Genomic DNA, 26,119 nt, shown 5'->3' with positions numbered 1-26,119 from the left:
ACTCTTTCGAGTGGCCTTTCTTGATGTTTGGTTGCGGGAGCCGGATTTGAACCGACGACCTTCGGGTTATGAGCCCGACGAGCTACCAGACTGCTCCATCCCGCGTCTGTGTGTCGGCATTCTACAGAGGAACGCCGGTGTGTCAACCTGTGAATTGAAGAAAAGCGCTTGTGGTTCAATCGCTTAGCGTTCCATGAAGGCCCCTTGATACCCCGCGAGCCCAGTCTGGCCGAGGCTTTCAGCTCTATTGGCATGCTGGATTCGATTGAGAAAATAAATTCATCCTGGATTTTTCCTACCGCTCAAGCGGAAGATTCAAACTACTGGTGCTATATACAGGTGTGAATGCGATACTGGCCACCCGTAGGTACACACCCCGTTTATATGACGCAGCGCAAAATCATCCACGTCGACTGTGATTGCTTCTACGCCGCCATCGAGATGCGCGATGACCCGAGCCTGGCGCAAAAGCCGCTGGCAGTGGGCGGCTCGGCGGACCGGCGCGGGGTGATTGCCACCTGCAACTACGAGGCGCGGGCCTATGGTGTGCGATCGGCTATGTCCTCGCGCCACGCCTTGAAGCTGTGCCCGGACCTGACGATCGTCAAGCCGCGTATGGATGCCTATAAGGAAGCGTCGAAGGAAATTCAGACGATCTTTCGCGACTACACCGATCTGATCGAACCGTTGTCGCTGGATGAAGCTTATCTGGACGTATCCGACAGCCCGCATTTTGGCGGCAGCGCCACGCGTATTGCCCAAGACATTCGCCGTCGCGTGTCCAACCAATTGCATATCACCGTGTCTGCCGGTGTGGCGCCAAACAAGTTCCTGGCGAAGATTGCCAGCGACTGGAAGAAACCCAATGGGTTGTTCGTGATCACGCCGGACCAGGTTGAAGACTTTGTCTCGCAGCTACGTGTGAGCAAGTTGCACGGCGTGGGCAAGGTCACGGCGGACAAGCTAGCGCGCCTGGGAATCGAAGATTGCTTGCAGTTACGCGAATGGAACAAGCTGGCGCTGGTGCGCGAATTTGGCAGTTTTGGTGAGCGGCTGTGGAGCCTGGCGCGTGGGATCGATGATCGTGCGGTGCAGAACGACAGTCGCCGGCAATCGATCAGTGTGGAAAATACCTACGACGTGGACCTGCCGGATCTCACAAGCTGCCTGGCAAAACTCCCCGAGCTAATGGACACCCTGGCGGGGCGCATGGCGCGCATCGACAGCAGTTACCGTGCGGGCAAGCCGTTCGTTAAAGTAAAGTTTCATGATTTTACCCAGACGACGCTTGAGCAGGCGGGGGCAGGGCGGGATCTGGAGAGTTATCAACAGCTGCTGACGCAGGCCTTCAATCGCGGCGGGAAGCCGGTGCGGTTGCTGGGGATTGGGGTGCGGTTGCTGGATTTGAGCAACGGCAATGAACAGCTTGAGTTTTCCTGGTAGAAACCGGGTGTTAAAGGTGGGGGCGGGCAAGCCCGCTCCCACCTTTAGATTTTCGATGGTCTTGAGGAGTCAACGAGCCCCGGGGTCCGCCACCAGTCGCCCTGCATCCTTGGTCAGCGCCTGCAGGAATTCCTGCTGCAACTCGGGGTCATTGCGGGTCAGTTCGATCAGGCTTTGTTCCAGTTCGCTGGCTTCTTCCTCCAGCCCCAGCTCCGACAGGCGCTTGACGCGGTGCACCCACTGGCTCACTTCGTCGTCTTCCAAGTCGTCGTAGATCAGGCCGTGGGCTTCCAGCAATTTGCCGCGCAGGGTGTTGCTGATCGCCAGGGTCGAGTCCGAATGGACGTCGTCCTGGCCATCTGCCACGCTGATTTTCAAGGTCGTGACGCGGTTCAGGTCCTGCTCGGCAAATGGGCTGTCCAACAGGTTCAGGCGCAGGACGCCGTTGCGGTCGGTGGTCAGCTCATGGACTTGCTTGCCCGCAGTGACCTGCACCGGGCGTTCGCTCCAGGGCAGGCTCGAATACTCCACACGCTTGTCGCGCTGGACTTCATCGATACCCGCCAGGTTCTGTTGCGCACGGCCGTGGGATTGCACGTTCATGAACGGGTTGAGACCGTCCACGCCGTAGGTCAGCCAGTCGTGGGTCATGCTGGTCGGCAGGTTGCCGAGGGCGAAGATATTCGCCACGTTGGCGCCCGCGCCCGCCACCAAGGCGACCGCCCCCAATGGCATCTCGTAGAGTTTGCGCCAGGGTTGATAGGGGGTGTAGCGATCGTAGCGGCGGGTGACTTCGAACTCGGTGACCTCGAAGGTCTTCTGCTCGTGAATGCGAACCCGGCGTTGCGGCAGCTCCAGCACTTTAGGGTCGCCGACATCGATCTGCAGGCTGTGGTCGAGCAACTTACGCTCGACCCGCTCCTCGTGCTCACTGCGTTGCGACATCTGGTTGGCGCAGCCGCTGACCAGCAGGGCGCCGCACAAGGCGGCGCCCCCCAGGGCTCTGGTGTTTCGCTTGAACATGACTTCTCTTGATCTGGTTTTCAGCGACGAATACGCGCCTGAAGGAAAGACAGCACGTCAGCCACCGGCAACGGTTGGGCTTCGGCTTCGGTCCGGCTCTTGTATTCCAGATTGCCATCGGCCAGGCCGCGGTCACTGACCACGATCCGGTGTGGGATGCCAATCAGTTCCATGTCGGCGAACTTGATGCCCGGGCTGGTTTTCTTGTCCCGGTCATCGAGCAGCACTTCGAAACCAGCCGCCGTCAATTCGGCATACAGCTTGTCGGTGGCTTCGCGCACTTGCTCGGTTTCATAACGCAGCGGTACCAGGGCGATCTGGAACGGCGCCAGGGCGTCACTCCAGATGATGCCCTTCTCGTCGTTGTTCTGCTCGATGGCAGCCGCGACCACGCGGGACACGCCAATGCCGTAGCAACCCATTTCCAGGGTGATCGGCTTGCCGTTCTCGCCCAGCACTTCGCACTTCATCGCCTTGCTGTACTTGTTGCCCAGCTGGAAGATGTGCCCGACTTCGATGCCGCGCTTGATTTCCAGGGTGCCCTTGCCATCCGGGCTTGGGTCACCGGCGACCACGTTACGCAGGTCGGCCACGGTCGGAACGGGCAAGTCACGCTCCCAGTTCACGCCGAAGTAGTGCTTGTCGTCGATGTTGGCACCGATACCGAAGTCGCTCATCAGCTCGACCGAGCGGTCGATGATGATCGGCAGCGGCAGGTTCAGCGGGCCGAGCGAACCGGCACCGGCGCCGATGGCGTCGCGCAGTTCGGCGTCGGTGGCCATGACCAGCGGGCTGGCCACGCCAGGTTGCTGGGCAGCCTTGATTTCGTTGAGTTCGTGGTCGCCACGGATCACCAGGGCGATCAGCTTGCCTTCTTCTTCGGCGCGCACGATCAGGGTCTTGATGGTCTTTTCAATCGGCAGATTGAATTTTTCCACCAGGGCCGCGATGGTCTTGGTCTCTGGCGTATCCACCAGGCGCAGTTCTTCAGTCGGCGCAGGACGGGAGGTTTCCCGCGGCACCGCTTCGGCTTTCTCGATGTTCGCGGCGTAGTCGGAGCCGTTGCTGAACACGATATCGTCTTCGCCGGACTCGGCCAGCACGTGGAATTCGTGGGAACCGGCGCCGCCGATGGAGCCGTTATCCGCTTCAACCGGGCGGAATTTCAGGCCCAGGCGCGTGAACACGTTGCAGTAGGCGGTGTGCATGCGGTCATAGGTGACCTGCAGCGACGCCTGGTCAGCGTGGAACGAATAGGCGTCCTTCATGATGAATTCGCGGCCGCGCATCAAACCGAAGCGTGGGCGGATTTCGTCACGGAACTTGGTCTGGATCTGATACAGGTTCAGCGGCAGTTGCTTGTAGCTGCTCAGCTCGTTGCGCATCAGGTCGGTGATGACTTCTTCATGGGTCGGGCCGGCGCAGAAATCGCGGCCATGACGGTCCTTGAAGCGCAGCAACTCCGGGCCGTACTCTTCCCAGCGCCCGGATTCCTGCCACAGTTCAGCCGGTTGAGTGCTCGGCATCAACACTTCCAGAGAGCCGGCGGCGTTCATTTCTTCACGAACGATGGCTTCGACCTTGCGCATCACCTTCAAGCCCATGGGCAGCCAGGTGTACAGGCCGGAGGCCAGTTTGCGGATCATGCCGGCACGCAGCATCAGCTGGTGGCTGATCACGACCGCGTCGGAAGGCGTTTCTTTCTGTGTGGCGAGCAAATATTGACTGGTACGCATGGTAGGCCGTTGTCGGTTGCTTGGACTTGAAATGACCTTGGATTGTACGGGCGGTTGCTGCCGGAGTACAGGCGCGAGGTCGTAGTGTGTTTTTGTAGGGGCTGGCTTGCCTGCGAGGCCAGCGCCGCGGTGTATCGGTTACACCGCGGTGATGCTACCGCAGGCTAGCCAGCGCCCATATTGACCGGGCGTGTCAGCCTTCAGCGGGCGGGTTCAACCGGATACGCCGATTTTCCTGATACCAGTGCAAGGCAATCAGCAGCAACGTGGGTACGCCCAGCATGCAGGTGATCAGGAAGAAGTTGTGGTACCCGAACTTCTCCACCATTACCCCCGAGTACCCACCGATCAGGCGCGGCAACAGCAGCATGATCGAACTGAGCAGGGCATATTGGGTGGCGGAAAACTTCAGGTTGGTCAGGCTCGACAGGTAGGCGACGAACGCCGAGGTCGCGAGGCCGGAGCTGAAGTTGTCCAGGGAGATGGTAAAGATCAGCATCTGCAGGTCGGGGCCCATGTCCGCGAGCATCACGAACAGCAGGTTGGTGCCCGCCGATGCCACGCCGCCGATGAACAGGATCGGCAGGATACCGAAGCGCACGATCAGCAAGCCGCCCATGCCGGCGCCCAACAGCGTCATGATCAGGCCGAAGATCTTGCTGACCCCGGCGATCTGGTCCTTGGTGAAGCCCTGGTCTATGTAGAACACGTTCGCCATCACGCCCATGACGGTGTCGGACATGCGATACGTGGCGATCAGCCCCAACAACAGCAACGCCTGCCAGCGGTAGCGCAGGATGAAGTCGTTGACCGGCGTCAGCACCGGGGCCAGGCCGCGGCGCCCCATGGCCGAGAGGCACAGGGCGGTCAGGATGATATAGAGGATGGCGCGCAGGAAGGCGCGGTCTTCCATCAGCAGCTGCCACAGGCTGACCCCGTGGAAGAGCACGCTGGCAAAATCGGTGTTGAACAGTTGGGTGAACATCGCCGGTACCGACACCAGCAACACGATCAGCACAAATACAGAGACCAACTGATGCACGAAGCTGTAGCGCCCAGCTTGCAACTGGGTGCGCAATGGCACATTGGGTTCGCGCATGAACAGCGTGGTCAGCAGTGCAGGAATCATCAGCACGCCGAACAGCACATAGGTGCCGGTCCAGGCCGAGTGCTTATAGTTGAAGCCGGTGGAGCCGAACCCTTCGGCAAAAAACAGTGCGCCCGCAGTGGCCAGCAGGGCGGCGATGCGGTAACCGGACATATAGCTGGCGGCCAGCGCGGCCTGGCGGCTGTCGTCGGCGATTTCCAGGCGGTAGGCGTCGACGGCGATGTCCTGGGTGGCGGATGCGAAGGCGACGATGACGGCGATGGCGATCAGCCAGGACAAGTGTTTCTGCGGGTCGCAAAAGCCCATGCCGATCAATCCGAGGATCACCAGCGACTGGGCCAGCACCAGCCAGGAACGGCGGCGCCCGAGTTTGCCGAGCAGTGGCAGGCGCCATTGGTCGAGTAGCGGCGACCAGACCCATTTAAAGGCATACGCCAGACCGATCAGACTCGCATAGCCGATGGTCTCGCGAGCCACACCGGCCTCACGCAACCACACTGAAAGCGTCGAGAACACCAACATGTAAGGCAAGCCGGCGGCAAAGCCGAGCAACAACAGCACTAACGTCGAGGGGCTGGCATAGGCGGCGAGCGCGGCGCGCCAGGTTTTACGGGGCATGGGCTGGAGTCTGCCTCAGGTTTGCGGAAACAAAGCGCGCACTCTAACCGCTGTGCTCTACCGGGCGCCAGCCATGACGCTGAATATCCACGCGATTGTTGCGGACCGTGACGCCTTCATCGCGCAAACGCGCGCGTTGTTCGTCACCCGAGGCACTGCCCACTGGCAGACTTATCCGACCACCGGCACCCAACACGCGGTGCCACGGCAGCCGGGTGTCGTCAGGAAGCTGGCTCAGCGTGCGGCCCACCCACCGTGCCGCACGGCCGAGGCCTGCCAGGTGGGCCAGTTCGCCGTAGCTGACGACGCAGCCTTCGGGCACTTGCGCCAAGGTCAGGTAGAGCGCGGTACGGCGCATCTCGGCGGGACTTTGTGGGGTATCGGCAGGTGGGGTCACGGTGGGGCGATCCGTTTAGAATGTCGGTCAATCTGTAAGAAACGTCTGTAAACATGGCGATGAGAATTGAACTCAATATAAATACTTGAGTCAGTCCTAGCTATCTAACACGATAATCGCCCTTTTTCGCCAACCTTGAGCTCCTTATCCGCTTATGTTGTCCAGAACCCTGCTGTGCCTCGCTGTCTTCAGCGCCTCCACGCCCTTGCTGGCCGATACCGTCTGGTTGAAGAACGGTGACCGCCTCACCGGCAAGATCAAGGTCTTCGACGGTGGCAAACTGCTGATCCAGACCGATTATGCGGGGGCCATTCCGGTCGACTGGAAACAGGTGAAGACCCTGGAAAGCGACCAGGAACTGCTGGTCAAGCAGGACGCCTACACCGGCGAGAAGGCCAAGTCGCTGAAACCAGCGGAGGACGGCAAGGTGGTGCTGGCCAATGGCGAAGCCCCCAAGACCGTCGAGTTGGCCAGCATCCAGCAAATGCTCAAGCCCAAGCTTGTGATCGAAGACCTGGTTTGGAAGGGCAATGTGGACATGGCGCTGGACTACAAGCGCGCGGACAAAGACACCAACGACTACGATATCGACTTCAAGACCACGGCCCGTCATGGCCAATGGCGCCATACCGGCCAGGGTGAGTACAACCGTGAATTCCAGGACGATGTCACTACCACCGACAACTGGGCCCTGGAATACGACCTTGACCGCTTCCTGACCGAGCATTGGTTCTGGCAGGGGCGCTTGACCTACAAGCGCGACAAGGTTGAAGACCTGTCCCGCCAGCGCACCGTCGGTACCGGCCCGGGTTATCAGTTCTGGGACGATGAGTTGGGTGCGTTCTCCCTGGGGTCGCTGCTTAACCGCACCGACTACCAATATTCCGATGGTGGCAAGGACAACTTCTATTCCCTGGCCATGAAGTGGAATTACAACCGCTACCTGGTGGGCAAGACCGTTGAGTTCTTCACCAATGGCGAAGTGGGCAGGCCCCTCGGTGGGCCGTCGGCGTACTCCCTGGATGCGGAAATGGGCCTGCGCTACAAAGTCACCGAATGGGCCTCGCTCAACCTCAAGGCCGAGCGCGACATTATCAGCGGCGACTCCGACAGCAGCCTGAGCAAGACCCGCTACACCGCAGGCTTCGGAGTGGCCTGGTAACACCGCCAGGCAAAACCTGCTTGGCAACCTTTGCCGATAATGATTACCTTGCGTTGAGAGCCATTCCCATAGGCCATGGGGGGCTGAATACCCGAGGAGTCAAACGTTGAGCGCACAGGTTGCCAAGAACGCCCGAGAGCTGTTGCTCAAGGAATACCGTGGGGCGCTGTCCACACTGTCCAAAGCCATGCCTGGCTTCCCTTTCGGTTCGGTCGTGCCGTATTGCCTCGACGAGCAGGGCCGCCCGCTGATCCTGATCAGCCGTATTGCCCAACATACCCATAACCTGCAAAAGGACCCCAAGTGCTCGTTGCTCGTGGGTGAGCGTGAGGCCGATGACGTGCAGGCCGTTGGGCGCCTGACGTACCTGGCCGAAGCCGAGAAACTGCAAGAGGGCGATACCATCGAGGCAGCGGCTGAGCGTTATTACCGCTACTTCCCCGATTCGGCCAACTACCACAAGGCCCACGACTTCGATTTCTGGGTACTCAAGCCGGTGCGTCATCGCTACATCGGTGGCTTCGGCGCGATTCACTGGGTGGACCAATTGACCCTGGCCAACCCGTTCGCCGGCAAGGCTGAACGCAGCATGGTCGAGCACATGAACAGCGATCACACCAAGGCCATTGCCCACTACGTCGAACTGGCCGGCCTACCTGCCACCGAGCCCGCGCAGCTGGCCGGTATCGACAGTGAAGGCATGCACCTGCGAATTGGACAGTCGCTGCACTGGTTGCCGTTTGCAGAGTCTTGCAACACGCCGACACAAGTCCGCGAAGCCCTGGTTTTATTGGCTCACGCCGAGGTCTGGCCGAAAAAAGAGGCCGTTGACGCTTGAATTCACGAAATGGCGACGTCATCTAAGGTGGACTGGCAAGGCATTCTTGCGTTGAGGAACCATTTGATGCGCCCTTTTTTGTTGCTCTTTCTGCTATTCCCGGTGTTGGAGCTGTTCGTATTCGTTCAAGTCAGCGGTGCGATCGGGTTTTTCCCAGCCCTGCTGCTGATTATTCTCGGCTCGATGCTCGGCGTCCTGGTGCTGCGTGTCGCCGGCCTGGCCACGGCGCTGCGTGCCCGTGAAAGCCTGAACCGTGGCGAACTGCCCGCCCAGACCATGCTTGAAGGCCTGATGATGGCCTTGGCCGGTGGCCTGTTGATCCTGCCAGGCTTCATCAGCGACGTGGTCGGCCTGGTCATGTTGCTGCCCGTCACCCGCAAGCTGCTCGCCGGCAAGATGCGCCAGCGTGCCGAAGAGGCTGCGATCCGCCAGCGAGCGTTCGCCGACGACCTGCAACCCCGTGGCGGCCCGGCTCCGCGCCAACCGTTGGGGCGCGAAGGTGATGTGATCGAGGGTGAGTTCGAACACCGCGACAGCAAGTAACCGCTTCACTGGCACGGCACCTTCGGGTGCCGTGTTGCATTTATGGGTCGACGGACGCAAAAAAATTCATCCCCGACCCCTTGTAATAAGCTTATGCGCCCTTATGTAACGGTCACCGCAAGGTTTCTGGTGGCGACACCAGACAGACTTCCGCGTCTTGCTTGGCGAGGCGCGACCGGCACAGCCGGAATACAACCCGCCGGTACAGACACCGGCCGATGAAAAACACAATTAGGAGAGATCGACAATGAGCAAGCTTCGTCCTCTGCACGACCGCGTCGTAATCCGTCGCAGCGAAGAAGAAAAGAAAACCGCTGGCGGTATCGTTCTGCCAGGTTCGGCTGCTGAAAAAGCCAACCACGGTGTGATCGTCGCTGCAGGCCCAGGCAAGACCCTGGAAAACGGTGATGTGCGTGCGCTGGCCGTTAAAGTCGGTGACAAGGTTGTATTCGGCCCTTACTCCGGCAGCAACACTGTGAAAGTCGACGGCGAAGACCTGCTGGTTATGGCTGAGAACGAGATTCTCGCTGTTCTGGAAGACTGATTTCCCCGCTCATTTTCCCGTTACTACAAAGTATTTAAGGAATATCGATCATGGCTGCTAAAGAAGTTAAATTCGGCGATTCCGCCCGCAAGAAAATGCTCACCGGTGTCAACATCCTGGCTGACGCAGTAAAAGCGACCCTGGGCCCGAAAGGCCGTAACGTGATCATCGAGAAGAGCTTCGGCGCTCCGACCATCACCAAGGACGGCGTTTCCGTCGCCAAAGAAATCGAATTGGAAGACCGTTTCGAGAACATGGGCGCGCAGCTGGTCAAAGACGTTGCCTCCCGTGCCAACGATGACGCAGGCGACGGCACCACCACGGCTACCGTCCTGGCTCAGTCGATCGTCAACGAAGGCCTGAAAGCCGTCGCTGCCGGCATGAACCCGATGGACCTCAAGCGCGGCATCGACAAGGCGACCATCGCCGTTGTTGCCGAGCTGAAAAACCTGTCCAAGCCATGCGCTGACACCAAGGCTATCGCTCAGGTAGGCACCATCTCCGCCAACTCCGACAGCTCCATCGGCGACATCATTGCCGAAGCCATGGAAAAAGTCGGTAAAGAAGGCGTGATCACCGTTGAAGAAGGCACTGGCCTGGAAAACGAACTGTCGGTTGTAGAAGGCATGCAGTTCGACCGCGGCTACCTGTCCCCGTACTTCGTCAACAAGCCAGAAACCATGGTTGCCGAGCTGGAAAGCCCGCTGATCCTGCTGGTCGACAAAAAGATCTCGAACATCCGCGAAATGCTGCCAGTCCTGGAAGCCGTTGCCAAAGCCGGCCGCCCACTGCTGATCGTTTCCGAAGACGTTGAAGGCGAAGCCCTGGCGACCTTGGTTGTGAACAACATGCGTGGCATCGTTAAAGTCGCAGCCGTCAAGGCTCCAGGCTTCGGCGACCGTCGCAAGGCCATGCTGCAGGACATCGCCGTATTGACCGGCGGTACCGTCATCTCCGAAGAGATCGGCCTGAGCCTGGAAAGCGCCACCCTGGAAAACCTGGGCAGCGCCAAGCGCGTGACCATCTCCAAGGAAAACACCATCATCGTTGACGGTGCTGGCGTTGACGGCGACATCCAGTCGCGCATCAACCAGATCCGCGCCCAGGTTGCCGAGACTTCCTCGGACTACGACCGTGAAAAACTGCAAGAGCGCCTGGCCAAGCTGTCCGGCGGCGTAGCCGTTATCAAGGTTGGCGCTGGTTCCGAAGTTGAAATGAAAGAGAAGAAAGCCCGCGTTGAAGACGCCCTGCACGCAACCCGCGCAGCCGTCGAAGAAGGCGTGGTACCTGGCGGTGGCGTTGCACTGATCCGTGCCCTGGAAGCCTTGGTTGACCTCAAAGGCGACAATGCTGACCAGAACGTCGGTATCGCTGTTCTGCGTCGCGCCGTTGAATCCCCACTGCGCCAGATCGCTTCCAACAGCGGCGACGAGCCAAGTGTTGTGGTCAACGAAGTGAAGAACGGCAAAGGTAACTACGGTTACAACGCTGCCACTTCCGAATACGGTGACATGGTTGAGATGGGTATCCTGGACCCAACCAAAGTGACCCGTTCGGCGTTGCAAGCAGCCGCTTCTATCGCTGGTCTGTTGCTGACCACCGAAGTGGCGATTGCTGACAAGCCGAAGGCTGAAGGCTCGGCTGGCGGCGGTATGCCAGACATGGGCGGCATGGGTGGCATGGGCGGCATGATGTAAGCCAGCCTTACCCCTGTACTGAAAAAGCCCCGCCTGCAGTGATGCAGGCGGGGCTTTTTTATGCCCAGGTTTTGCCAGGCATAACGGGGCATTATCCTGACAACCTTTGTGTGGGCGCTGAGTGAAGCGATAGTGAAAAACGCGTGAAGCCAATGAATGGGTTGAAAAAACCTATAGAGTCGCGCCACTGCCCTAGTCGTAAGCCACACTTGGCCTTAAGCTGCGCGAGCCAACACGGCTGTTACCGCGTACGGAGACACTGCCCATGCGAATTTTATTGGTTGAAGACAACCGCGATATTCTGGCCAACCTGGCGGATTACCTGGGTTTGAAGGGCTATACCGTAGATTGTGCGCAGGACGGTTTGTCAGGCCTGCACTTGGCGGCCACCGAGCACTACGACCTGATCGTGCTCGACATCATGCTGCCTGGCATCGATGGCTACACCCTGTGCAAGCGCCTGCGCGAAGACGCACGCCGTGACACGCCGGTGATCATGCTCACCGCCCGTGACCAGTTGGACGACCGGCTGCAGGGCTTCAAGTCCGGCGCGGATGATTACCTGCTCAAACCGTTTGCCCTGTCGGAGCTGGCCGCGCGCATCGAAGCCGTGCTGCGCCGTGCCCAGGGTGGCGGTCGCCGTGCCCTGCAGGTGGGTGACCTGAGCTACGACCTCGACACCCTGGAAGTGACCCGCGAAGGGCGCCTGCTCAAGCTCAACCCGGTCGGCCTTAAGCTGCTGGCGGTGCTGATGCAGAAGAGTCCGCACGTGCTGCGCCGCGAAATTCTTGAAGAAGCCCTGTGGGGCGACGACTGCCCGGACAGCGATAGCTTGCGCAGCCATGTTCACCAATTGCGCCAAGTGATCGATAAACCGTTCGCCAAACCCCTGCTGCAAACGGTGCACGGCGTCGGTTATCGCTTGGCCGAGGGTCGAGATGGAGTTTAAGCAAAGCCTTGCTCAACGGATCATCATCGCCTTTGCCTTGATGAGTGCGTTGGTGGCGGGCGCCTTCGCCATGGGCATCGTTGCCACCGTGCACCTGGTGGAAGAGAAGTTGATCTCGGCCGGGCTGGGTGGTGATTTGCAGCGCCTGCTGTTGATGGACACGATGGAGGACTGGCGGCATCGGCCTGAGCCGGACCAGCTGTTTTATTTCAGCGGCGGGCCAGGCGACTTCGAATTGCCCAAGGACCTGCGCCACCTTGAGCCCGGCTTTCATGAAGTGTTCCGCGAGGCGTTGTCGTACCACGCCATGGTCGAAGTGATCGATGGCCGGCGCTACGTGTTGCTGCAGGATCAGAGCGATTTCGAAGAGCGCGAGCGCGTACTGTTTGCGGTCGTGCTGGTGGGCTTCGTACTCAGCCTGGCGCTGGCGGTGTTCCTCGGCTGGGTGCTGGCGCGCAAGGTGATGGCGCCGGTGGTGCGCCTGGCCCGCCAGGTACGTCACCGTGACCAGTTGCTGGGCCTGGCACCGCCCTTGGCGCCGGACTACGCGGCGGACGAAGTGGGCGAGTTGGCCGTGGCCTTCGATGCCACGCTGGGACGCCTGCGTCAGGCATTGTCCCGTGAGCAGATGTTTACCAGCGATGTCAGCCACGAATTGCGCACGCCGTTGATGGTGCTGGCCAGCTCCTGCGAGCTGTTGCTGGAAAACCCTGCCATCGACCAGCGCGGGCGTAACCAGGTGCAGCGTATCGCCCGGGCGTGCGAAGAGATGCGCGAACTGGTGCAGACCTTCCTGATGCTTGCCCGTGCCGAACACGACAACGCTTCTATGTCGCCCCAGGTGACGCTGCCGCAGGTGGCCGACGATTTAATCGGCATCTGGCGTGAGCAAATCGAGCGTAAAGGCCTGGAGCTGATCTACCAACCGGGTAACCCGTTGGACACGCGCTACAACACCACCTTCCTGCACGCGGTAATGGGCAACCTGTTGCGCAATGCTTTGCACTACACCGAACACGGGTTTATCCGCCTCACCTTGGAACCCAGCGGTTTCGTGGTGGAAGACTCCGGCGTAGGCATTCCTGAAGACAAGCGCGAAGCGATGTTCGAGCCTTTCGTGCGCGGCAACGAGAAGCGCGGTGAAGGCCTGGGCCTGGGATTGTCGCTGGTGCAGCGTATCTGCGAGAACCAGGGCTGGAGCGTGAGCCTCAGTACCATGGAGCCCAATGGCTGCCGCTTTCATGTGCAATTGAGTCAGGTCAACGCCTGACGCCAACCCCTGCCGCTATCCTGCCAGAGATCGCCGTTATTCGGCGAAGATGGCCCCGTGATATCAACTGTGTCTGTAAAGTCTTGAAATGTATGGGATTGGACAGGACAACTTTTTCACACCTGGTTGACCAGTTGCTCACAGTTCACTGCTTAAGGTTGTAGGCATCAGTAACTGGAGATCAGTGATGTCTACCCCGATCAAACTTGAGTTTTCCGAAAAGTACGACGACGAGCACGCGCAAAATTATTTGCTCAAGCATCAGGACAATCTGGCTCGCCGGCTGTCCCACAAACGCGACGAGCAATTGGCGCGCGGCGCGCTGGCCATGGCGGGTGAGCCGGGGCTGGTGTTGGACTTGCCATGCGGTGCCGGTCGTTTCTGGCCGCTGCTGGCGGAAAAGCCTAACCGCGTGATTATCGGTGCCGACAATTCGGCGTCGATGTTGAAGGTCGCGACGATCGCGCAACCGGCGGACGTGGTGAAACGGGTACGGCCCTTGCAAACGTCTGCCTTCGATATCGATTTGCCAGATAACTCGGTCGACAGCATCTTTTGCATGCGCCTCATGCACCACATTGGTGATCCGGCGCACAGGCTGGCGATATTGCGGGAGTTTCAGCGTGTTACCCGCGACAGCGTGATCATTTCGCTGTGGGTAGATGGCAATTTCAAGGCCTGGAAACGCAAGCGCGCCGAAGTCAAACGTCGTAAAAGAGGTGAGCAGGAAGGTTACCAAAACCGGTTTGTGTTACCGGCTGCTACTGTTGAAGCAGAATTCGAGGAAGCCGGTTTTCGTGTTCAGGAGTCCCTGGACTTCATACCGCTCTACGCCATGTGGCGAGTGTATGTATTGCGCAAGAGGTAACAGGATGGCAGTTGAGTGCGTAGCAGGTAGTCACGTAGCTCCCGAAGAGCGATTTGATTATTTCTGGCGCCAGCAGGGCGAGTGGGTCGAGGAGCCCAACCGTCGGCGTGGTGGTGAAAGTGGCGTGCAACGGATAATGGGGCCCAATGGCCGCTTGCTCTACAGCAAGCGCCAGACCGGGCATATCTACCGCAGTTGGTTGCACCCCTTCGGTCGTCCCACTGTGCTGCGCGAACGCGATGCCATCAAGGGCCTGCGCCTGTTGGATGTGCGTGTTCCGGAAATGGTGTTTTGCGAGGCGCGCCGCGACCCCGAGCATCAGTGGAAGGCACTGTTGGTCACTGCCGCCCTTGATGGTTTCGATGAAATCGAAAACTGGTACGCCGCCGGTGGCCGCGAGCAGTACGGCGAGGGGGTGCACGAGCGTCTGCTCAAGGAGCTGGCCTCGACCTTGGCGCGGATGCACAAGGGCCGCTGGCAGCACGGCTGCCTGTACATCAAGCACATTTTCGTGCGGGTGACGGGTGAGGGTGATGCGGCCAACGTGGAAGTGGCGTTGCTGGATTTCGAGAAATGCCGTCAGCGCTTGACCGCTTATCGGGCCGCGTCCCATGACATGCTGCAATTGCGCCGCCATTCGTCGTGGAACGATACCGACTGGAAGAAACTCAGCTACTTTTACGAGACGGCGTTTGGCAGCGCTATCAAGGGTTTAACCAGATGAAGCTAGAAATAGCACGAGGTTTGTTCCTGGTCGGGGCGTTAGGCGTTGCAGCCTTGGCGCTGGCGGCCTGGGAACAGCCTCGCACACAGGTCCTCAGTGCAACGCAGGGTGGCGGGCAATGCCTGTTGCCGCGTGTTGCCAAGGCGAGTGTGGCGGCCAAGCCTGATCATGAGCTGTTGCTGTTCATGTTTGGCATGTCTCAAGGCATGAGGCCGCAGAGTTGAAACGATTCAAACCCAAATGAAAGGGCCTCGCAGTGCGAGGCCCTTTTTTTGCGCCCGGACATGGCGTTTTACGCATGCACGCGAGGGCGCGCCGGGTTGTTGCTCGCGAACATGAATCCACCGGCATACGCGGCGTTTTCGTTAACGACCTCGCGCCTACAGCGGAATGTGTTTGTCAGGCTTGGCCAGCAACGTATAAACACAGGGCAATACAAACAGGGTGAACAAGGTTCCAATCGACATCCCTGTTGCAATCACCATACCGATATCGAACCGGCTGACCGCGCCCGCGCCCGTTGCGAAAATCAGCGGCACCATGCCGAACACCATCGCTGCGGTCGTCATCAGCACCGGACGCAGGCGAATCGCCGCAGCTTCTTCCACCGCCTGGCGGGGCGTCAGGCCCTTGTCCTTGCGCAGCTGGTTGGCGAACTCCACGATCAGGATCCCGTGCTTGCTGATCAAGCCGATCAGCGTCACCAAACCAACCTGCGTGTAGATGTTCATGCTCGACCAACTCAGGAACAGCGGAATCAGCGCCCCACAGATCGACAACGGCACCGTCACCAGGATCACCAGTGGGTCACGGAAGCTCTCGAACTGCGCCGCCAGCACCAGGAAGATAATCGCCAGGGCCAGGCCAAACGTTACCCACAGCGCCGTGCCTTCCTGGATGAATTGCCGGGACGCGCCGCTGTAGTCGAACGCATAGCCAGGCGGGGTTTCTTCAAGGGCGATCTGGCGCACGGTGTCGATGGCCTCGCCCATGCTGACAATGGGAAACCCCGAGATCAGCGCCGAGTTGAGTTGCTGGAACTGGTTCAACTGCCGAGGGCGGGCGCGGTCTGTCACGGTTATCAGGGTCGAGAGTGGCAACAACTCCGCCTTGGCGTTTTTCACGTAATAGTTGTTCAGCCACTCTGGGTTATCGCGGTAGGCACGCTCGACCTGGGCAATCACCTTGTAGCTGCGCCCGTCCAGGGTGAACCGGTTGATTTCTGCCTCCGCCAGCAAGGTTGCCAGGGTGCCGCCGAGGTCCTGCATCGACACGCCCATCTGCGCCGCCTTGGCGCGGTCGATGTCCACCACCACTTCGGGCTTGTCGAACGCCAGGTCGATATCGACGAAGGCAAACTTGCCCGACTCCATCGCGCGTTTTTTCACGCGATTGGCCACCTCGAGCAACGACTCATAATCGTTGGCTGTATTGATCACAAAGCCGAACGGCAACCCTTCACCCGTGCCTGGCAAGGAGGGCAGGTTGAAGCCGAACACCTGCAGGCCGGGAATCTGCTCCAGGCGCTTTTGCACCTCGGGCAGGATTTGCATCTGGGTGCGGTCGCGTTCGTTCCACGGCTTGAGCAGGAAACCGCCGATGCCCGATTGCACGCCGTTGAAGCCGTTGATCTGGAACGACGAGTAGTACTCCGGAAACGCTTTGAAGATCTGGATGAACTCGTCGGTGTAGGTGTTGAGGTACTCCAGGTTAGTGGGCTGCGGTGCGCTGGCAATCATGAAGATGATGCCCTGGTCTTCGTCAGGCGCCAGCTGCGTCTGGGTGAACTTGAGGAACAGCGGGATCAGGCACAGCACGATCAGTGCAAACACGATCACCACGGGCCGCGTGTTCAGGGTGCCGTGGAGCATGCGCTGGTAGCGGCGCTTGAGGCTGTCGAACATCCGGTCGAGGCGGTGTGACAGGCCTGAAGGGTTTTCATCGTGGCGTAACAACACCGCGCACATCATCGGCGACAGCGTCAGGGCGACGATGCCGGAAATGATCACCGCCCCGGCCAGGGTCAGGGCGAACTCCTTGAACAAGGCACCGGTGAGCCCTTCGAGAAAACCAATCGGGGCATACACCGCCGCCAGGGTGACGGTCATCGACACCACCGGCAAGGCAATCTCCCGCGCGCCTTCCAGCGCCGCATCCAGGGGCGTCTTGCCTTCCTCGATATGCCGGTGGATGTTTTCCACCACCACGATGGCATCGTCCACCACCAGGCCGATGGCCAGGACCATCGCCAGCAGGGTCAGCAGATTGATCGAATAGCCCATCAACTGCATGAAAAACAGCACGCCGATCATCGACAGCGGGATGGTGATCACCGGAATCACCACCGAACGCAGGGCGCCGAGGAACAGGAAGACCACCACGATCACGATCAGCACCGCTTCAAACAGGGTCTTGACCACCTCGTTGATCGACGCCTGGATAAACAGCGTGGCGTCGTAGGCAATTTCTGCCTTGAGGTTGGGCGGCAGCTGGGACTCCAGTTCCGGCATGATCTTGCGCACTTCCTTGATCACATCCAGTGGGTTGGCACTGGGGGTGGCCTTGATGCCGATGTACACCGACGGCGTCCCACCAAACGAGCTGATGGCGTTGTAGTTCTCCGCGCCCATTTCGACCCGCGCCACGTCTTGCAGCAGCACGCGGCTGTCGCCATCGGTTTTGACGGTGATCGCGCCAAAGGCCTCTGCGGACTTGAGGTCGGTGTTGGCGTTGATGCTGGTGACCACGAACTCGCCCTTGACCTCGCCAGCGGCGGAAAGGAAGTTGTAGCGGCGCACGGCGTCGGTGATGTCGCTGGCGCTGAGGCCGAACCCCGCGAGTTTCACCGGGTCGAGCCAGATACGCATGGCGAATACCTGGTTGCCGAGGATTTCCGCTTCGGCCATGCCGGGCAGGGTGGCGAGCTTGGGTTGGATCACCCGAGACAGATAGTCGGTGATCTGCGGGTTGCTCAGTTGCTCGCTGGAAAAGCTGATGTACATCAGCGCCGAGGCGTCGGCAGCCTCTTTGCTCAGCACCGGGTCCTCGGCGTCTTGCGGCAGTTTGTTCTTCACCTCGTTGGCCTTGGCCAGCAGCTCGGTAAACAGCCGGTCGCTGTTGGCGCCAATGCGCGCGTAGATCGAGATCACCGAGAAGTTCTGGCGGCTCACCGAGGTCATGTAGTCGATGCCTTCGGCGCTGGCCAGGCTTTGCTGCAGGGGCTGGGTGATATAGCCCTGGATGGTCTCGGCATTCGCACCGGGGTAGGCGGTGGTCACCGTGATCAGGGCGTTTTCCATGCTCGGGTATTGGCGCAGCGGTAGCTTGCTGTAGGCCTGGAAGCCCAGCAGCACGATCAGCAGGCTGACCACCATGGCCAGCACCGGACGGCGGATGAACACGTCTGTGAACTTCATGGCTCAGTGCCCTGCCGGCAGGTTTTTGTCCGGGCTGATGGCAATGGGCGTGCCGTTGTCCAGTTTCAACTGGCCGGCGCTGACCACCTGCTCGCCGGCGTTCAAGCCTTTGGTCACCAGCACCAGGCCACCGCGTCGCTCACCCGTCTCGACGAATCGTCGTTCGGCGATCAGCACGGGTTTGCCACTGGCATCCTTTTCCACTTCACCGCCGTCGGTTTTTTTCTCGGCCACGGCGTACACCGAGTTGCCGTAGAGGGTGTAGGTAATCGCACCTTCGGGCACCACGATCTGCGGAGCGGGATTGGGCAGCAGCACATCCAGGCTCGTGAACATGCCGGGCAACAGCTTGCCATTCGGGTTGGCCAGGGTGGCGCGCACCAGCACATTACGTGTGCTGTTCTCGACCTTGGGGTTGATTGCGCTGACGCTGCCGGGAAATTGCTCGCCAGGGTAAGCCGAGACTTCTACCTGTACCGCCTGCCCGAGGGCGACCTTCGGCACCGCGTGCTCGGGAATGTAGAAGTCGACATAGAGGCTGCTGATGTCCTGCAAGGTGGCGATGACTGTGCCGCTGGCCAGGTAGTCACCCACGTCCACCTGGCGGATGCCGATGGTGCCGCTGAACGGCGCGACGATGTGTTTTTTCGCCAGCGAGGCCTTGAGCTGATTGACCGTGGCCTTGTTCTTTTGCAGTTGCGCAGAGAGGCGGTCGAACTCGCCTTTGGAGATGGCCTGGCTACCCACCAGTTGGCTGCCGCGACCGTAATCCAGTTGGGCCAGGCCCAGATCGGCCTGTGCGGTTTCCAGCAGGGCGCTCTCCACCGCGCTGTCGAGTTGCACCAGGGGCTGCCCGGCCCTGACCTTCTGCCCGGATTCGAACTGCACGTCCTTGACTGTGCCGGCCACCTCCAGGCTCAGGTTGACCCCTTGCAACGCTTTGAGCGTACCCACAGAAGGCAAGCGCAGTTGCCAGGGCTGCTCAGCCGCCGTCGCGACGGCCACGCTGACCGGCGGTTTGGGTGTAGAGAACACCTGAATCTGCTGATAGATGGAAAAGGCTTTATAGCCTCCCAGCAGCAGGACAATGAGCAGGACGACACCCAACATGATCAGCATGCGACGGCGCAGCATATTCCGATTCCTTGGAAAAACTGGGGCAGACGAAGACAGACAAGCCCGGAACATTACTCCGAGTGTAGTGGGGATTCCAGACGGTATTCCTGGCAGGCAACGGACCTGTAGGCGCCCTGCAAGCCGCACGCCTACAAGGCATCACGTCAGATCAGATGGAGATGGTTGTCCCAGAGCCCCGCGGGCAATTCCAACGGTTTTGCTACCAGTTGTTTCTGGCGGCAATCGTAGAAACGGCAACGACCCTGGCCCGACGTCACGACAAAGCCATCCTCTACGGCACCCACACCCGCACAGTCCGGCAGCGGCCCATCCAGGCGCAGCGCACCGCTGTCCATGTCCCAGATAAAGAAGCGGTTGCCCCGCGGTGCGGTGAGCGCCACCAGGCGCAGTTCACTGTGCACTGCAACGCTGGCGGTGTAGTGCCCCATGGCCTGCAACTGCTCATCGGCCACCGGGAAGGCCACGAACGGTTGTCCCGGCCGCTTGATCGCCAGCAATTCGGAACGCTCTTGGGACGGCCCCATGAACTGCTGCCCGGTGAGGATGGTGCCATCATTGGCAATCCCCATGTGGCGCACGCTGTTCATTTGCTGGCCGAGGGTTTCCTTGCTGATCAGGCTGCCGTCGCGGTGCATCAGCACCAGGCTCGGTTCCATGGCGTTGAGGTTCATCTCCACGCGGCTTTCGGCTTCGGTGCGAATGCCGCCGTTGGCCACCACCAGGGTTTCGCCATCGGGCATCCACGACACTTGGTGCGGGCCGATACCGTGGGTGGAGATTTCGCCGCTGTGCACCAGCCGCTCGCCTTCGAACCTGTACACGCCGAGCAGGCCACGGCCGGGGTCGGACGTGTCGTTTTCGGTGGCGTACAGCCAGTCGCCGCTCTTGTGAATGACCGCGTGGCCATAGAAGTGACGATTGGCATTGGAGGTGATGGTTTGCAGCAGCGCGCCATCACGCAGGTCGATCAGGTAACTCTCGGTGCCCGGGCGACGGGCGACAAACAGTGCGATCGGCAGTGTCGGGTGGTTGATGATGTCGTGGCAGCGCTGGCCGACCTGGGTGGCAAACACCTGCTTGCCATCCAGGCGAAAGCCCACGGCGTAGTGCTTGCCGTCCGCGTCATCCCGCGCCGACAGCAACAGCGGCCCCTTGTCTTTGCCTTTGAACAGCGTCCAGCCACCCAATGTGAGGGCGCTGAGCAGCACGCTACCAACCGCCAAAGCCTGTCGCCTGAGCATCATCAGTCACCGTCGTTGGCATTGAAGCCCAATTGGATGCCCAGCGCCTTGGCCAGTTCGCCTTCGTGCAGGCGGTGGACGACGTTGAGGCTGTCGTAGATATCGTTGAGCTGCTGGCGACCGGCGTCATCGGCCAGCAGTTCATTGAGGGTGCGCTGGTTGCTGGCGAACAGTTTCAGCGACGCGGCATAGGCCGCGTCGATCTTGTCGGCCAACGGCTTCTGCTCGGACGGCAGCAGGCCACGCAGGCCTTTGTTGTCGACGCCGACCCACACGGTCTGGGCCGCTGCGAGGCTGGCCTCGAGGCTTTGCAGGGACGACTGGCTGCGCCACGCATCGGCCTGGAACGGTTGTGGAATGCCCTTGGTCTGGCGGCCCATCGGCGTGCCGAGTTTTTTCTTCAGGGTGTCCAGTGCGGTCACCTGGACGCGCAGCAGGTCGGCGATGGCTTCGTGGGAATCGGCGTAGCGCTGGTTTGGAAACTTGGTCATCTGCGCGAGCATTCCGTCGGTGCTGTTCCAACTGGCCAGGATCTCTTCGGCCAGGGCCTTCTGCCGGTCACCGATGGCCACCAACAGTGGGCAGTAACGGGCCTTCTGGGCGTCGTCGGCGAGGTCGGTCTTGGCGTCATAGAGGATGTATTCGTAGGCCGACAGGCCTTGCACCACCACGCTGGACTTGGCCAGGGCGGCGCCGTCGATCTGCGGCTGGGCGCTAACCAGTTGCTCGACCTGACGTCCTACCAGGTTCTTCTTGTCCGGCCAGAACTGTACCTGCCAGGCGCGGTTGCCCTCGGCCAGCGGCCCGATCAGCAGCGGTTGCAACTCGGCCCAGGCCTTTTGTGCGTGGAGGAAGTCGGCACGCGCGGTGTCCAGGCTTTCCTTGCCCTGGCAGTAGGCCAGGGCGCTGACGGCCAACTGGCGGTCAGCTTCGACCCAACGGCTGTAGGTTGGCAGGATCACTTGCTTGGCGATGGCCGCCGAGGTCACCGCTTGCGGGTCCTGGGGCGAGCAGGCACCGAGGGCGAGGGCGGCAAGGCTGGTGAACAACAACTTGGGACGGAACATGTCGAGCTCCCTTCTGTAATTGGGGCAAAGCTTATAAAGAATTCAGGAACGCCAGCAACTGAGCGCGCTGCTCGGCATTGAAGGACAACACATGCTGGCGCGCCGCGTGTGCTTCACCGCCGTGCCATAGCACGGCTTCGAGCAGGTTGCGGGCGCGGCCGTCATGCAGGAACTGGGTGTGGCCACTCACGGTTTGCGTCAGGCCGATGCCCCACAACGGCGGCGTGCGCCAGTCGCGGCCACCGGCCTTGAATTCGGTGCGGTTGTCGGCCAGGCCGTCGCCCATGTCGTGCAATAGCAGGTCGCTGTAGGGGCGGATGACCTGGTTGGCCAGTTCCGGTTCGGCGGCGTTGGCGGACGTGGTGAACGCCGGCGTGTGGCAACCCTGGCAGCCCGCTTGATAGAACAGGTTTTTCCCGGCCAGCACCTGCGGCGTGTTGACGTCACGGCGTACCGGCACGGCCAGGTTACGCGTGTAGAACAGCACCAGGCGCAGGATATTGTCGCTGACTTCCTGCTCGCCATCGGCGCCGTTGCCGTTGGGGGCCTGTTTGCAGGCCACCTGGGCGTCGGTGCAGTCATCGAACGGTCTCAGGGTGGTGGTGAGGCCCATATCGCCAGAGAACGCGTGAACATTTTGTTGATTGAGGTTGGGTTGCCCGGCTTTCCAGCCAAAACGCCCCAGCACGGTTTTCTGCTGGGCGTCGTCCCAGACCCAGTTGGCGCGGCCGACGATGGCTTCTTTGTCGGCGGTCTTCGGGTCGGTGTTGCGCAGGATATCGGCGTCGCTGATGGCTTCGAGCAGGCCCAGGCCGATCATCGGCGGGGCGATGCGAGCCGAGAAACGGGTCTGCGGGTGCATCGGGCCGTAGCCCAATTGAGTGATCTGCAGGTCTGGCTTTCGCAACTCGACCACGGTGCCGTCCTTGAACGTGACGTTGACCGGCGTGTAGTCGACCCGCACCTTGCCTTCGGGTACGACGCCGGGCACCGCCATGTCTTGCAGTTGCCCGCCGTAGACGGGCTCGGGTACTACCCCAATCTGCTCGATGGCCTTGGCATACGCCGGTGCATCCGGAATCGACAGGCGCACCAGCATTGACACCGCATTGGTGGCGTCGGGCAGCGGCGGGTGCCCGCGGCCGTCCTTGATATGGCAGTTCTGACAAGCGTTGGTGTTGAACAGCGGGCCCAGGCCATCGCGCGCAGTGGTGGTGGACGGCGCAATCACCCACGGGCTGCGAAAGAAACTGTTGCCGACGCTGAAGTCCAGGCGCCGGGTGGGCGACAGGTTCGCCGAGGGCAGGGAAAACGCGTTCTGGTCGCGCTTGTTTACCGTCGCAGCGCCGCCCGCCCGTGATTCACCCGGCTCAGCCTTGGTAAACCTTGGCGCGTCATCGCAGGCTGCCAGGCTCAAGGCCAGTAGCGCTGCGGACAGGCGAAGTAGCGAACGGAACATCGAGTTTCCTGGACCACGGCAGAAAATAGGGTCGCAAAGTCTAACAGGGCGGGGCTCAATGAATAAGAGCAATTATCGTTTGATGGCATCCCGATTCATTCCCGCTAGAATGACCGCACATTTTTTTCTGGAGGTGGCCAATGCAGGCTCTCGACGCTTTGCTCAACCGTGTTTCCGTGCCGCGCCTGCTGGAACCGGCACCGACCCAGGAGCAGCGCGACGTGCTGTTCGCCGCTGCCATGCGCGCGCCCGACCACGGCCAGTTGCGCCCTTGGCGTTTCCTGACGGTTGAAGGGGCTGCTCGCGAGCAGATGGGCACGCTGCTGGCCGAGGCCGCACGCCTGCAGGACGCCGACGCACCGCAAGCCGCCATCGACAAGGCCCAGAATGGCCCGTTGCGCGCGCCGCTGGTGGTGGTGGTGATTGCCCGCCTGCAAGAACACTTCAAGGTGCCCAAGTCCGAGCAACTGCTGGCTGCGGCGTGCGCGGCCCACGGCATCCTGCTGGCGGCGTATGCCCAAGGGATTGGTGCGGTGTGGCGCACTGGCGAATTGTCCTACTCGGCCCACGTTGCCAAAGGCCTGGGGCTGGCGGCGGATGAGGAAGTGATTGGCTTCCTTTACCTGGGAACGCCGCAGAACCCGCCGCGTACCGCCGCTAAAGAAGACCTGACGCAGTTTGTCAGCGCCTGGACCGGTCTCTAGACCAGCGCCAGCCTGCTCTCCGTGGGAGCTGGCTTGCCTGCGATAGCATCGACTCGGTACTTTTAGGTACACCGGCTTGCCTGCATCGCAGGCAAGCCCGGCTCGCACATGGATCTCAGTGGTTTTGCAACCGAGTCAGACCCTGAACTGATCCATCAGCTTCATCTGCTGGCTGGCCAGGGCATTGAGTTGACTGCTGATGGCCGCCGACTCGGTGGCTTGGCCGGTGAGGGTTTCGGTCACGGTGCGGATCGCCGAGACATTGCGGTTGACCTCTTCGGCCACGGCGCTCTGTTGTTCGGCGGCGCTGGCGATCTGCAGGTTCATGTCGCTGATCACGGTGACGGCATCGCTGATCTTGCCCAGGGCTTGCACTGCCTGATGGATCTGCCCGGCATTGCTCTGGGCCTGGTTCTGGCTCGAATGCATGGTGGCAACCACGCCACGGGTGCCACTCTGGATGCGTTCGATCACCACGCGGATCTCTTCCACGGAGTCCTGGGTGCGTTTGGCCAAGTTGCGCACTTCGTCGGCCACTACCGCAAACCCACGGCCGCTTTCCCCGGCGCGCGCCGCTTCGATGGCGGCGTTGAGTGCCAACAGGTTGGTCTGCTCGGCGATGCTGCGAATCACCTCCAGCACTGAGCCAATCTGCTCGCTGTTGACCGCCAGGGCTTCGACTTCGCCCACGGCCTTGCTGACTTCTTCGGCCAGGGAGGTGATATCGCGGGTGCTCTGCTCAATGATCGACATACCTTCACGCGCCGACTGATCGGCGCCGCGTGCCGCGCTGGCGGCATTCGAGGCGCTGTTGGCCACGTCGTGGGCGGTGGCGCTCATTTCATTGGACGCGGTGGCCACTTGGTCGATCTCGCGGAATTGCACCTGCATGCCTTCGCTGGTCTGGCGCGCGATGGCGGAGGACTGGTCAGCGGTGCCACGGGCTTCGGTGATGCTTTGCTTGATCTGCGCGATGGTCGGTTGCAACTTGTCGAGGAAGCGGTTGAACCAGTTCACCAGTTCGCCCAGCTCGTCCTTCTTCGCGTACGCCAAGCGCTGGGTGAGGTCGCCGTCACCGCTGGCGATGTCCTTGAGCATGGCGGCCACGCTGTTGATCGGCCGGGTGACGCCGGTGGCGGTGAGCCAGATCAGCAGCAAGCCGAGCAGGCCGGCGGCAGCGGCCACCAGCAGCGTCTTGAGGGTGCCGGCTGCCTGCGCATCGTCGAGTACCGCGTGCAGTTTGACGTTGTCGGCGAGCATCACGGCTTTGGGCAGCTTGATCACCACGCCCCAGGATTTGGCGTCGGCAATCGGCTTGACCGGGTACACCGCGCGAATGGTGCCGTCCTGTTCGCGGATCATGCGGTTGTCGCTCGCCAGCCGCTGCACGATTTCCTTGCCTTCGGCACCGAGGGTGTCGATCAGGTTCTTGCCGACCTTGGCCGGTTCACCGCTGTAGGCGGCAATCAGCCCGGTGCTGGAAAGAATCTCCAGGTGCGCTGCGCCATTGAACAGATCTCTCTGTGCGGCGTCGGTGCTGGCTTGCAAGGCGTTGAGAGCGATGTCGACACCCACCACGCCAATGACGTTACCGTCCACGATCAGCGGCAGCGAGATGGTGGTCATCAGTACGGGTTTACCGGCTACGGTGTCTTCGTACGGGTCCAGCAGGCAAGTGTTGCGGGTGTCGCGTGGGCAGGTGTACCAGATGTTGTAGGGCGTGCCGCTGAGGTTGAGGGTGGTCTTGGTCAGGTCGTCCTCGACCATGATGGTGTTCAGGCCTTCGCCACCGGCACGGCTCCAGTAGCTGGAGAAACGGCCCTTCTCGTTGGAGACGCGGGCCTTGTCATCGATGAATTCGCTGTCCTTGCCATCCAGGCCATTGGGCTCGAATGAGAGCCAGATACCCAGCACCTTGTTGTTGCGTTCGAAGGCCGTTTTCAGGCTCTGGTTGAGTGCTTCGCGCAGTGCGCCGGGTTCCAGCCCGCGTTGTGCCGCGAGCTTGCGCAGGTCCTTGATCTGGTCGGCCAGGGCGGTCACGGCCACCAGGCTGTCGCCAAAGGTTTTCTGCAACTGCACTGCTTGCTCGGCAGCCTTGGCCTGGAGCAGTTGCTCCACGCTGGCGGTGAGCATGCGCGAGCTGGCGTCGCTCACCAGGCGATCGTTCTGGTTGGT

General features: G+C 60.9%; 22 protein-coding genes, 1 tRNA gene and 1 pseudogene. 12 read left to right on the top strand and 12 right to left on the bottom strand.

The window, feature by feature from the left end; all coding sequences use genetic code 11:
- Nucleotides 1–28: 28 nt before the first annotated feature.
- Nucleotides 29–105 (bottom strand) — tRNA-Met (locus CQ002_RS13565).
- A gap of 279 nt (nucleotides 106–384) precedes the next feature.
- Here CQ002_RS13565 and dinB point away from each other — a divergent pair.
- On the top strand, nucleotides 385–1,443 hold the full coding sequence (gene dinB / locus CQ002_RS13560; protein WP_034109209.1) for a DNA polymerase IV: 1,059 nt from the start codon (nucleotides 385–387) through the stop codon (nucleotides 1,441–1,443).
- Nucleotides 1,444–1,512: 69 nt separating this feature from the next.
- Here the strand turns inward: dinB and CQ002_RS13555 are convergent, their stop codons facing one another.
- The 4 genes from CQ002_RS13555 to CQ002_RS13540 all read right to left on the bottom strand — a co-directional run bounded on the left by CQ002_RS13555 (nucleotide 1,513) and on the right by CQ002_RS13540 (nucleotide 6,286).
- Nucleotides 1,513–2,466, bottom strand: coding sequence for a hypothetical protein (locus CQ002_RS13555; RefSeq protein ID WP_034109208.1), 954 nt, complete (start codon nucleotides 2,464–2,466; stop codon nucleotides 1,513–1,515).
- A gap of 20 nt (nucleotides 2,467–2,486) precedes the next feature.
- Nucleotides 2,487–4,202, bottom strand: coding sequence for a proline--tRNA ligase (locus CQ002_RS13550; RefSeq protein ID WP_034109207.1), 1,716 nt, complete (start codon nucleotides 4,200–4,202; stop codon nucleotides 2,487–2,489).
- A gap of 193 nt (nucleotides 4,203–4,395) precedes the next feature.
- Nucleotides 4,396–5,928 carry an AmpG family muropeptide MFS transporter gene (locus CQ002_RS13545; RefSeq protein WP_105162797.1) on the bottom strand — a complete coding sequence of 511 codons (1,533 nt, stop codon included), beginning with the start codon at nucleotides 5,926–5,928 and terminating at the stop codon, nucleotides 4,396–4,398.
- 43 nt (nucleotides 5,929–5,971) lie between these two features.
- Nucleotides 5,972–6,286: an MGMT family protein gene (locus CQ002_RS13540; RefSeq protein ID WP_052211153.1), complete on the bottom strand. Its 315-nt coding sequence runs from the start codon at nucleotides 6,284–6,286 to the stop codon at nucleotides 5,972–5,974.
- A gap of 193 nt (nucleotides 6,287–6,479) precedes the next feature.
- Here CQ002_RS13540 and CQ002_RS13535 point away from each other — a divergent pair, with 193 nt between their 5' ends.
- The 10 genes from CQ002_RS13535 to CQ002_RS13490 all read left to right on the top strand — a co-directional run bounded on the left by CQ002_RS13535 (nucleotide 6,480) and on the right by CQ002_RS13490 (nucleotide 15,144).
- Nucleotides 6,480–7,487 (top strand): DUF481 domain-containing protein, encoded by a 1,008-nt coding sequence (locus tag CQ002_RS13535; RefSeq protein ID WP_105162796.1) that lies wholly within the window; start codon nucleotides 6,480–6,482, stop codon nucleotides 7,485–7,487.
- A gap of 106 nt (nucleotides 7,488–7,593) precedes the next feature.
- On the top strand, nucleotides 7,594–8,325 hold the full coding sequence (locus tag CQ002_RS13530; protein WP_105162795.1) for a HugZ family protein: 732 nt from the start codon (nucleotides 7,594–7,596) through the stop codon (nucleotides 8,323–8,325).
- Nucleotides 8,326–8,391: 66 nt separating this feature from the next.
- Nucleotides 8,392–8,868: an FxsA family protein gene (locus tag CQ002_RS13525; RefSeq protein WP_025854816.1), complete on the top strand. Its 477-nt coding sequence runs from the start codon at nucleotides 8,392–8,394 to the stop codon at nucleotides 8,866–8,868.
- Nucleotides 8,869–9,115: 247 nt separating this feature from the next.
- Entirely contained in the window at nucleotides 9,116–9,412 is a 297-nt protein-coding gene (gene groES, locus CQ002_RS13520) for a co-chaperone GroES (RefSeq protein WP_003175874.1), read from the top strand.
- 50 nt (nucleotides 9,413–9,462) lie between these two features.
- Complete coding sequence (gene groL / locus CQ002_RS13515; protein WP_034109202.1) at nucleotides 9,463–11,109, top strand: chaperonin GroEL; 1,647 nt, start codon at nucleotides 9,463–9,465, stop codon at nucleotides 11,107–11,109.
- A 265-nt stretch (nucleotides 11,110–11,374) separates the two neighbouring features.
- Nucleotides 11,375–12,058, top strand: coding sequence for a two-component system response regulator ColR (gene colR / locus CQ002_RS13510; protein WP_003175870.1), 684 nt, complete (start codon nucleotides 11,375–11,377; stop codon nucleotides 12,056–12,058).
- Nucleotides 12,048–13,328, top strand: coding sequence for a HAMP domain-containing sensor histidine kinase (locus tag CQ002_RS13505; protein ID WP_069078240.1), 1,281 nt, complete (start codon nucleotides 12,048–12,050; stop codon nucleotides 13,326–13,328). Before colR ends, CQ002_RS13505 begins: the two co-directional genes overlap by 11 nt.
- 187 nt (nucleotides 13,329–13,515) lie before the next feature.
- Complete coding sequence (locus CQ002_RS13500; RefSeq protein WP_034109200.1) at nucleotides 13,516–14,196, top strand: class I SAM-dependent methyltransferase; 681 nt, start codon at nucleotides 13,516–13,518, stop codon at nucleotides 14,194–14,196.
- Between the two features lie 4 nt (nucleotides 14,197–14,200).
- A complete protein-coding gene (locus CQ002_RS13495; protein ID WP_034109199.1) occupies nucleotides 14,201–14,920 on the top strand; it encodes a lipopolysaccharide kinase InaA family protein in 720 nt (239 codons plus the stop codon).
- The gene (locus CQ002_RS13490; RefSeq protein WP_034109198.1) at nucleotides 14,917–15,144 is read left to right on the top strand and encodes a hypothetical protein; all 228 of its coding nucleotides are present in this window, start codon (nucleotides 14,917–14,919) and stop codon (nucleotides 15,142–15,144) included. The genes CQ002_RS13495 and CQ002_RS13490 overlap by 4 nt, the downstream gene beginning before the upstream one ends.
- 156 nt (nucleotides 15,145–15,300) lie before the next feature.
- Here the strand turns inward: CQ002_RS13490 and CQ002_RS13485 are convergent, their stop codons facing one another.
- The 5 genes from CQ002_RS13485 to CQ002_RS13465 all read right to left on the bottom strand — a co-directional run bounded on the left by CQ002_RS13485 (nucleotide 15,301) and on the right by CQ002_RS13465 (nucleotide 23,240).
- Nucleotides 15,301–18,336, bottom strand: a complete 3,036-nt coding sequence (locus CQ002_RS13485; RefSeq protein WP_105162794.1) for a multidrug efflux RND transporter permease subunit — start codon at nucleotides 18,334–18,336, stop codon at nucleotides 15,301–15,303.
- Nucleotides 18,337–18,339: 3 nt separating this feature from the next.
- Nucleotides 18,340–19,470 carry an efflux RND transporter periplasmic adaptor subunit gene (locus CQ002_RS13480; protein ID WP_069078242.1) on the bottom strand — a complete coding sequence of 377 codons (1,131 nt, stop codon included), beginning with the start codon at nucleotides 19,468–19,470 and terminating at the stop codon, nucleotides 18,340–18,342.
- Between the two features lie 146 nt (nucleotides 19,471–19,616).
- Nucleotides 19,617–20,714, bottom strand: coding sequence for a DUF1513 domain-containing protein (locus CQ002_RS13475; protein ID WP_034109195.1), 1,098 nt, complete (start codon nucleotides 20,712–20,714; stop codon nucleotides 19,617–19,619).
- Between the two features lie 2 nt (nucleotides 20,715–20,716).
- Entirely contained in the window at nucleotides 20,717–21,781 is a 1,065-nt protein-coding gene (locus CQ002_RS13470) for an imelysin family protein (RefSeq protein WP_034109194.1), read from the bottom strand.
- Nucleotides 21,782–21,812: 31 nt separating this feature from the next.
- A complete protein-coding gene (locus CQ002_RS13465; protein WP_105162793.1) occupies nucleotides 21,813–23,240 on the bottom strand; it encodes a di-heme oxidoredictase family protein in 1,428 nt (475 codons plus the stop codon).
- A gap of 140 nt (nucleotides 23,241–23,380) precedes the next feature.
- Here CQ002_RS13465 and CQ002_RS13460 point away from each other — a divergent pair, with 140 nt between their 5' ends.
- On the top strand, nucleotides 23,381–23,944 hold the full coding sequence (locus CQ002_RS13460; protein ID WP_034109192.1) for an NAD(P)H nitroreductase: 564 nt from the start codon (nucleotides 23,381–23,383) through the stop codon (nucleotides 23,942–23,944).
- 135 nt (nucleotides 23,945–24,079) lie between these two features.
- Here the strand turns inward: CQ002_RS13460 and CQ002_RS28855 are convergent, their stop codons facing one another.
- Together CQ002_RS28855 and CQ002_RS28850 are read right to left on the bottom strand one after the other, a co-directional pair.
- Nucleotides 24,080–24,835: a methyl-accepting chemotaxis protein gene (locus CQ002_RS28855; RefSeq protein ID WP_371919454.1), complete on the bottom strand. Its 756-nt coding sequence runs from the start codon at nucleotides 24,833–24,835 to the stop codon at nucleotides 24,080–24,082.
- A 102-nt stretch (nucleotides 24,836–24,937) separates the two neighbouring features.
- A pseudogene (locus tag CQ002_RS28850) lies at nucleotides 24,938–26,077 on the bottom strand (HAMP domain-containing protein); the annotation flags it as partial.
- Between the last annotated feature and the right edge of the window lie 42 nt (nucleotides 26,078–26,119).

This window comes from Pseudomonas sp. MYb13 (assembly GCF_002980075.1).
In the GTDB taxonomy this organism is placed as follows: Bacteria; Pseudomonadota; Gammaproteobacteria; order Pseudomonadales; family Pseudomonadaceae; genus Aquipseudomonas; species Aquipseudomonas lurida.
This window is presented reverse-complemented; position numbering and strand designations above follow the sequence as displayed.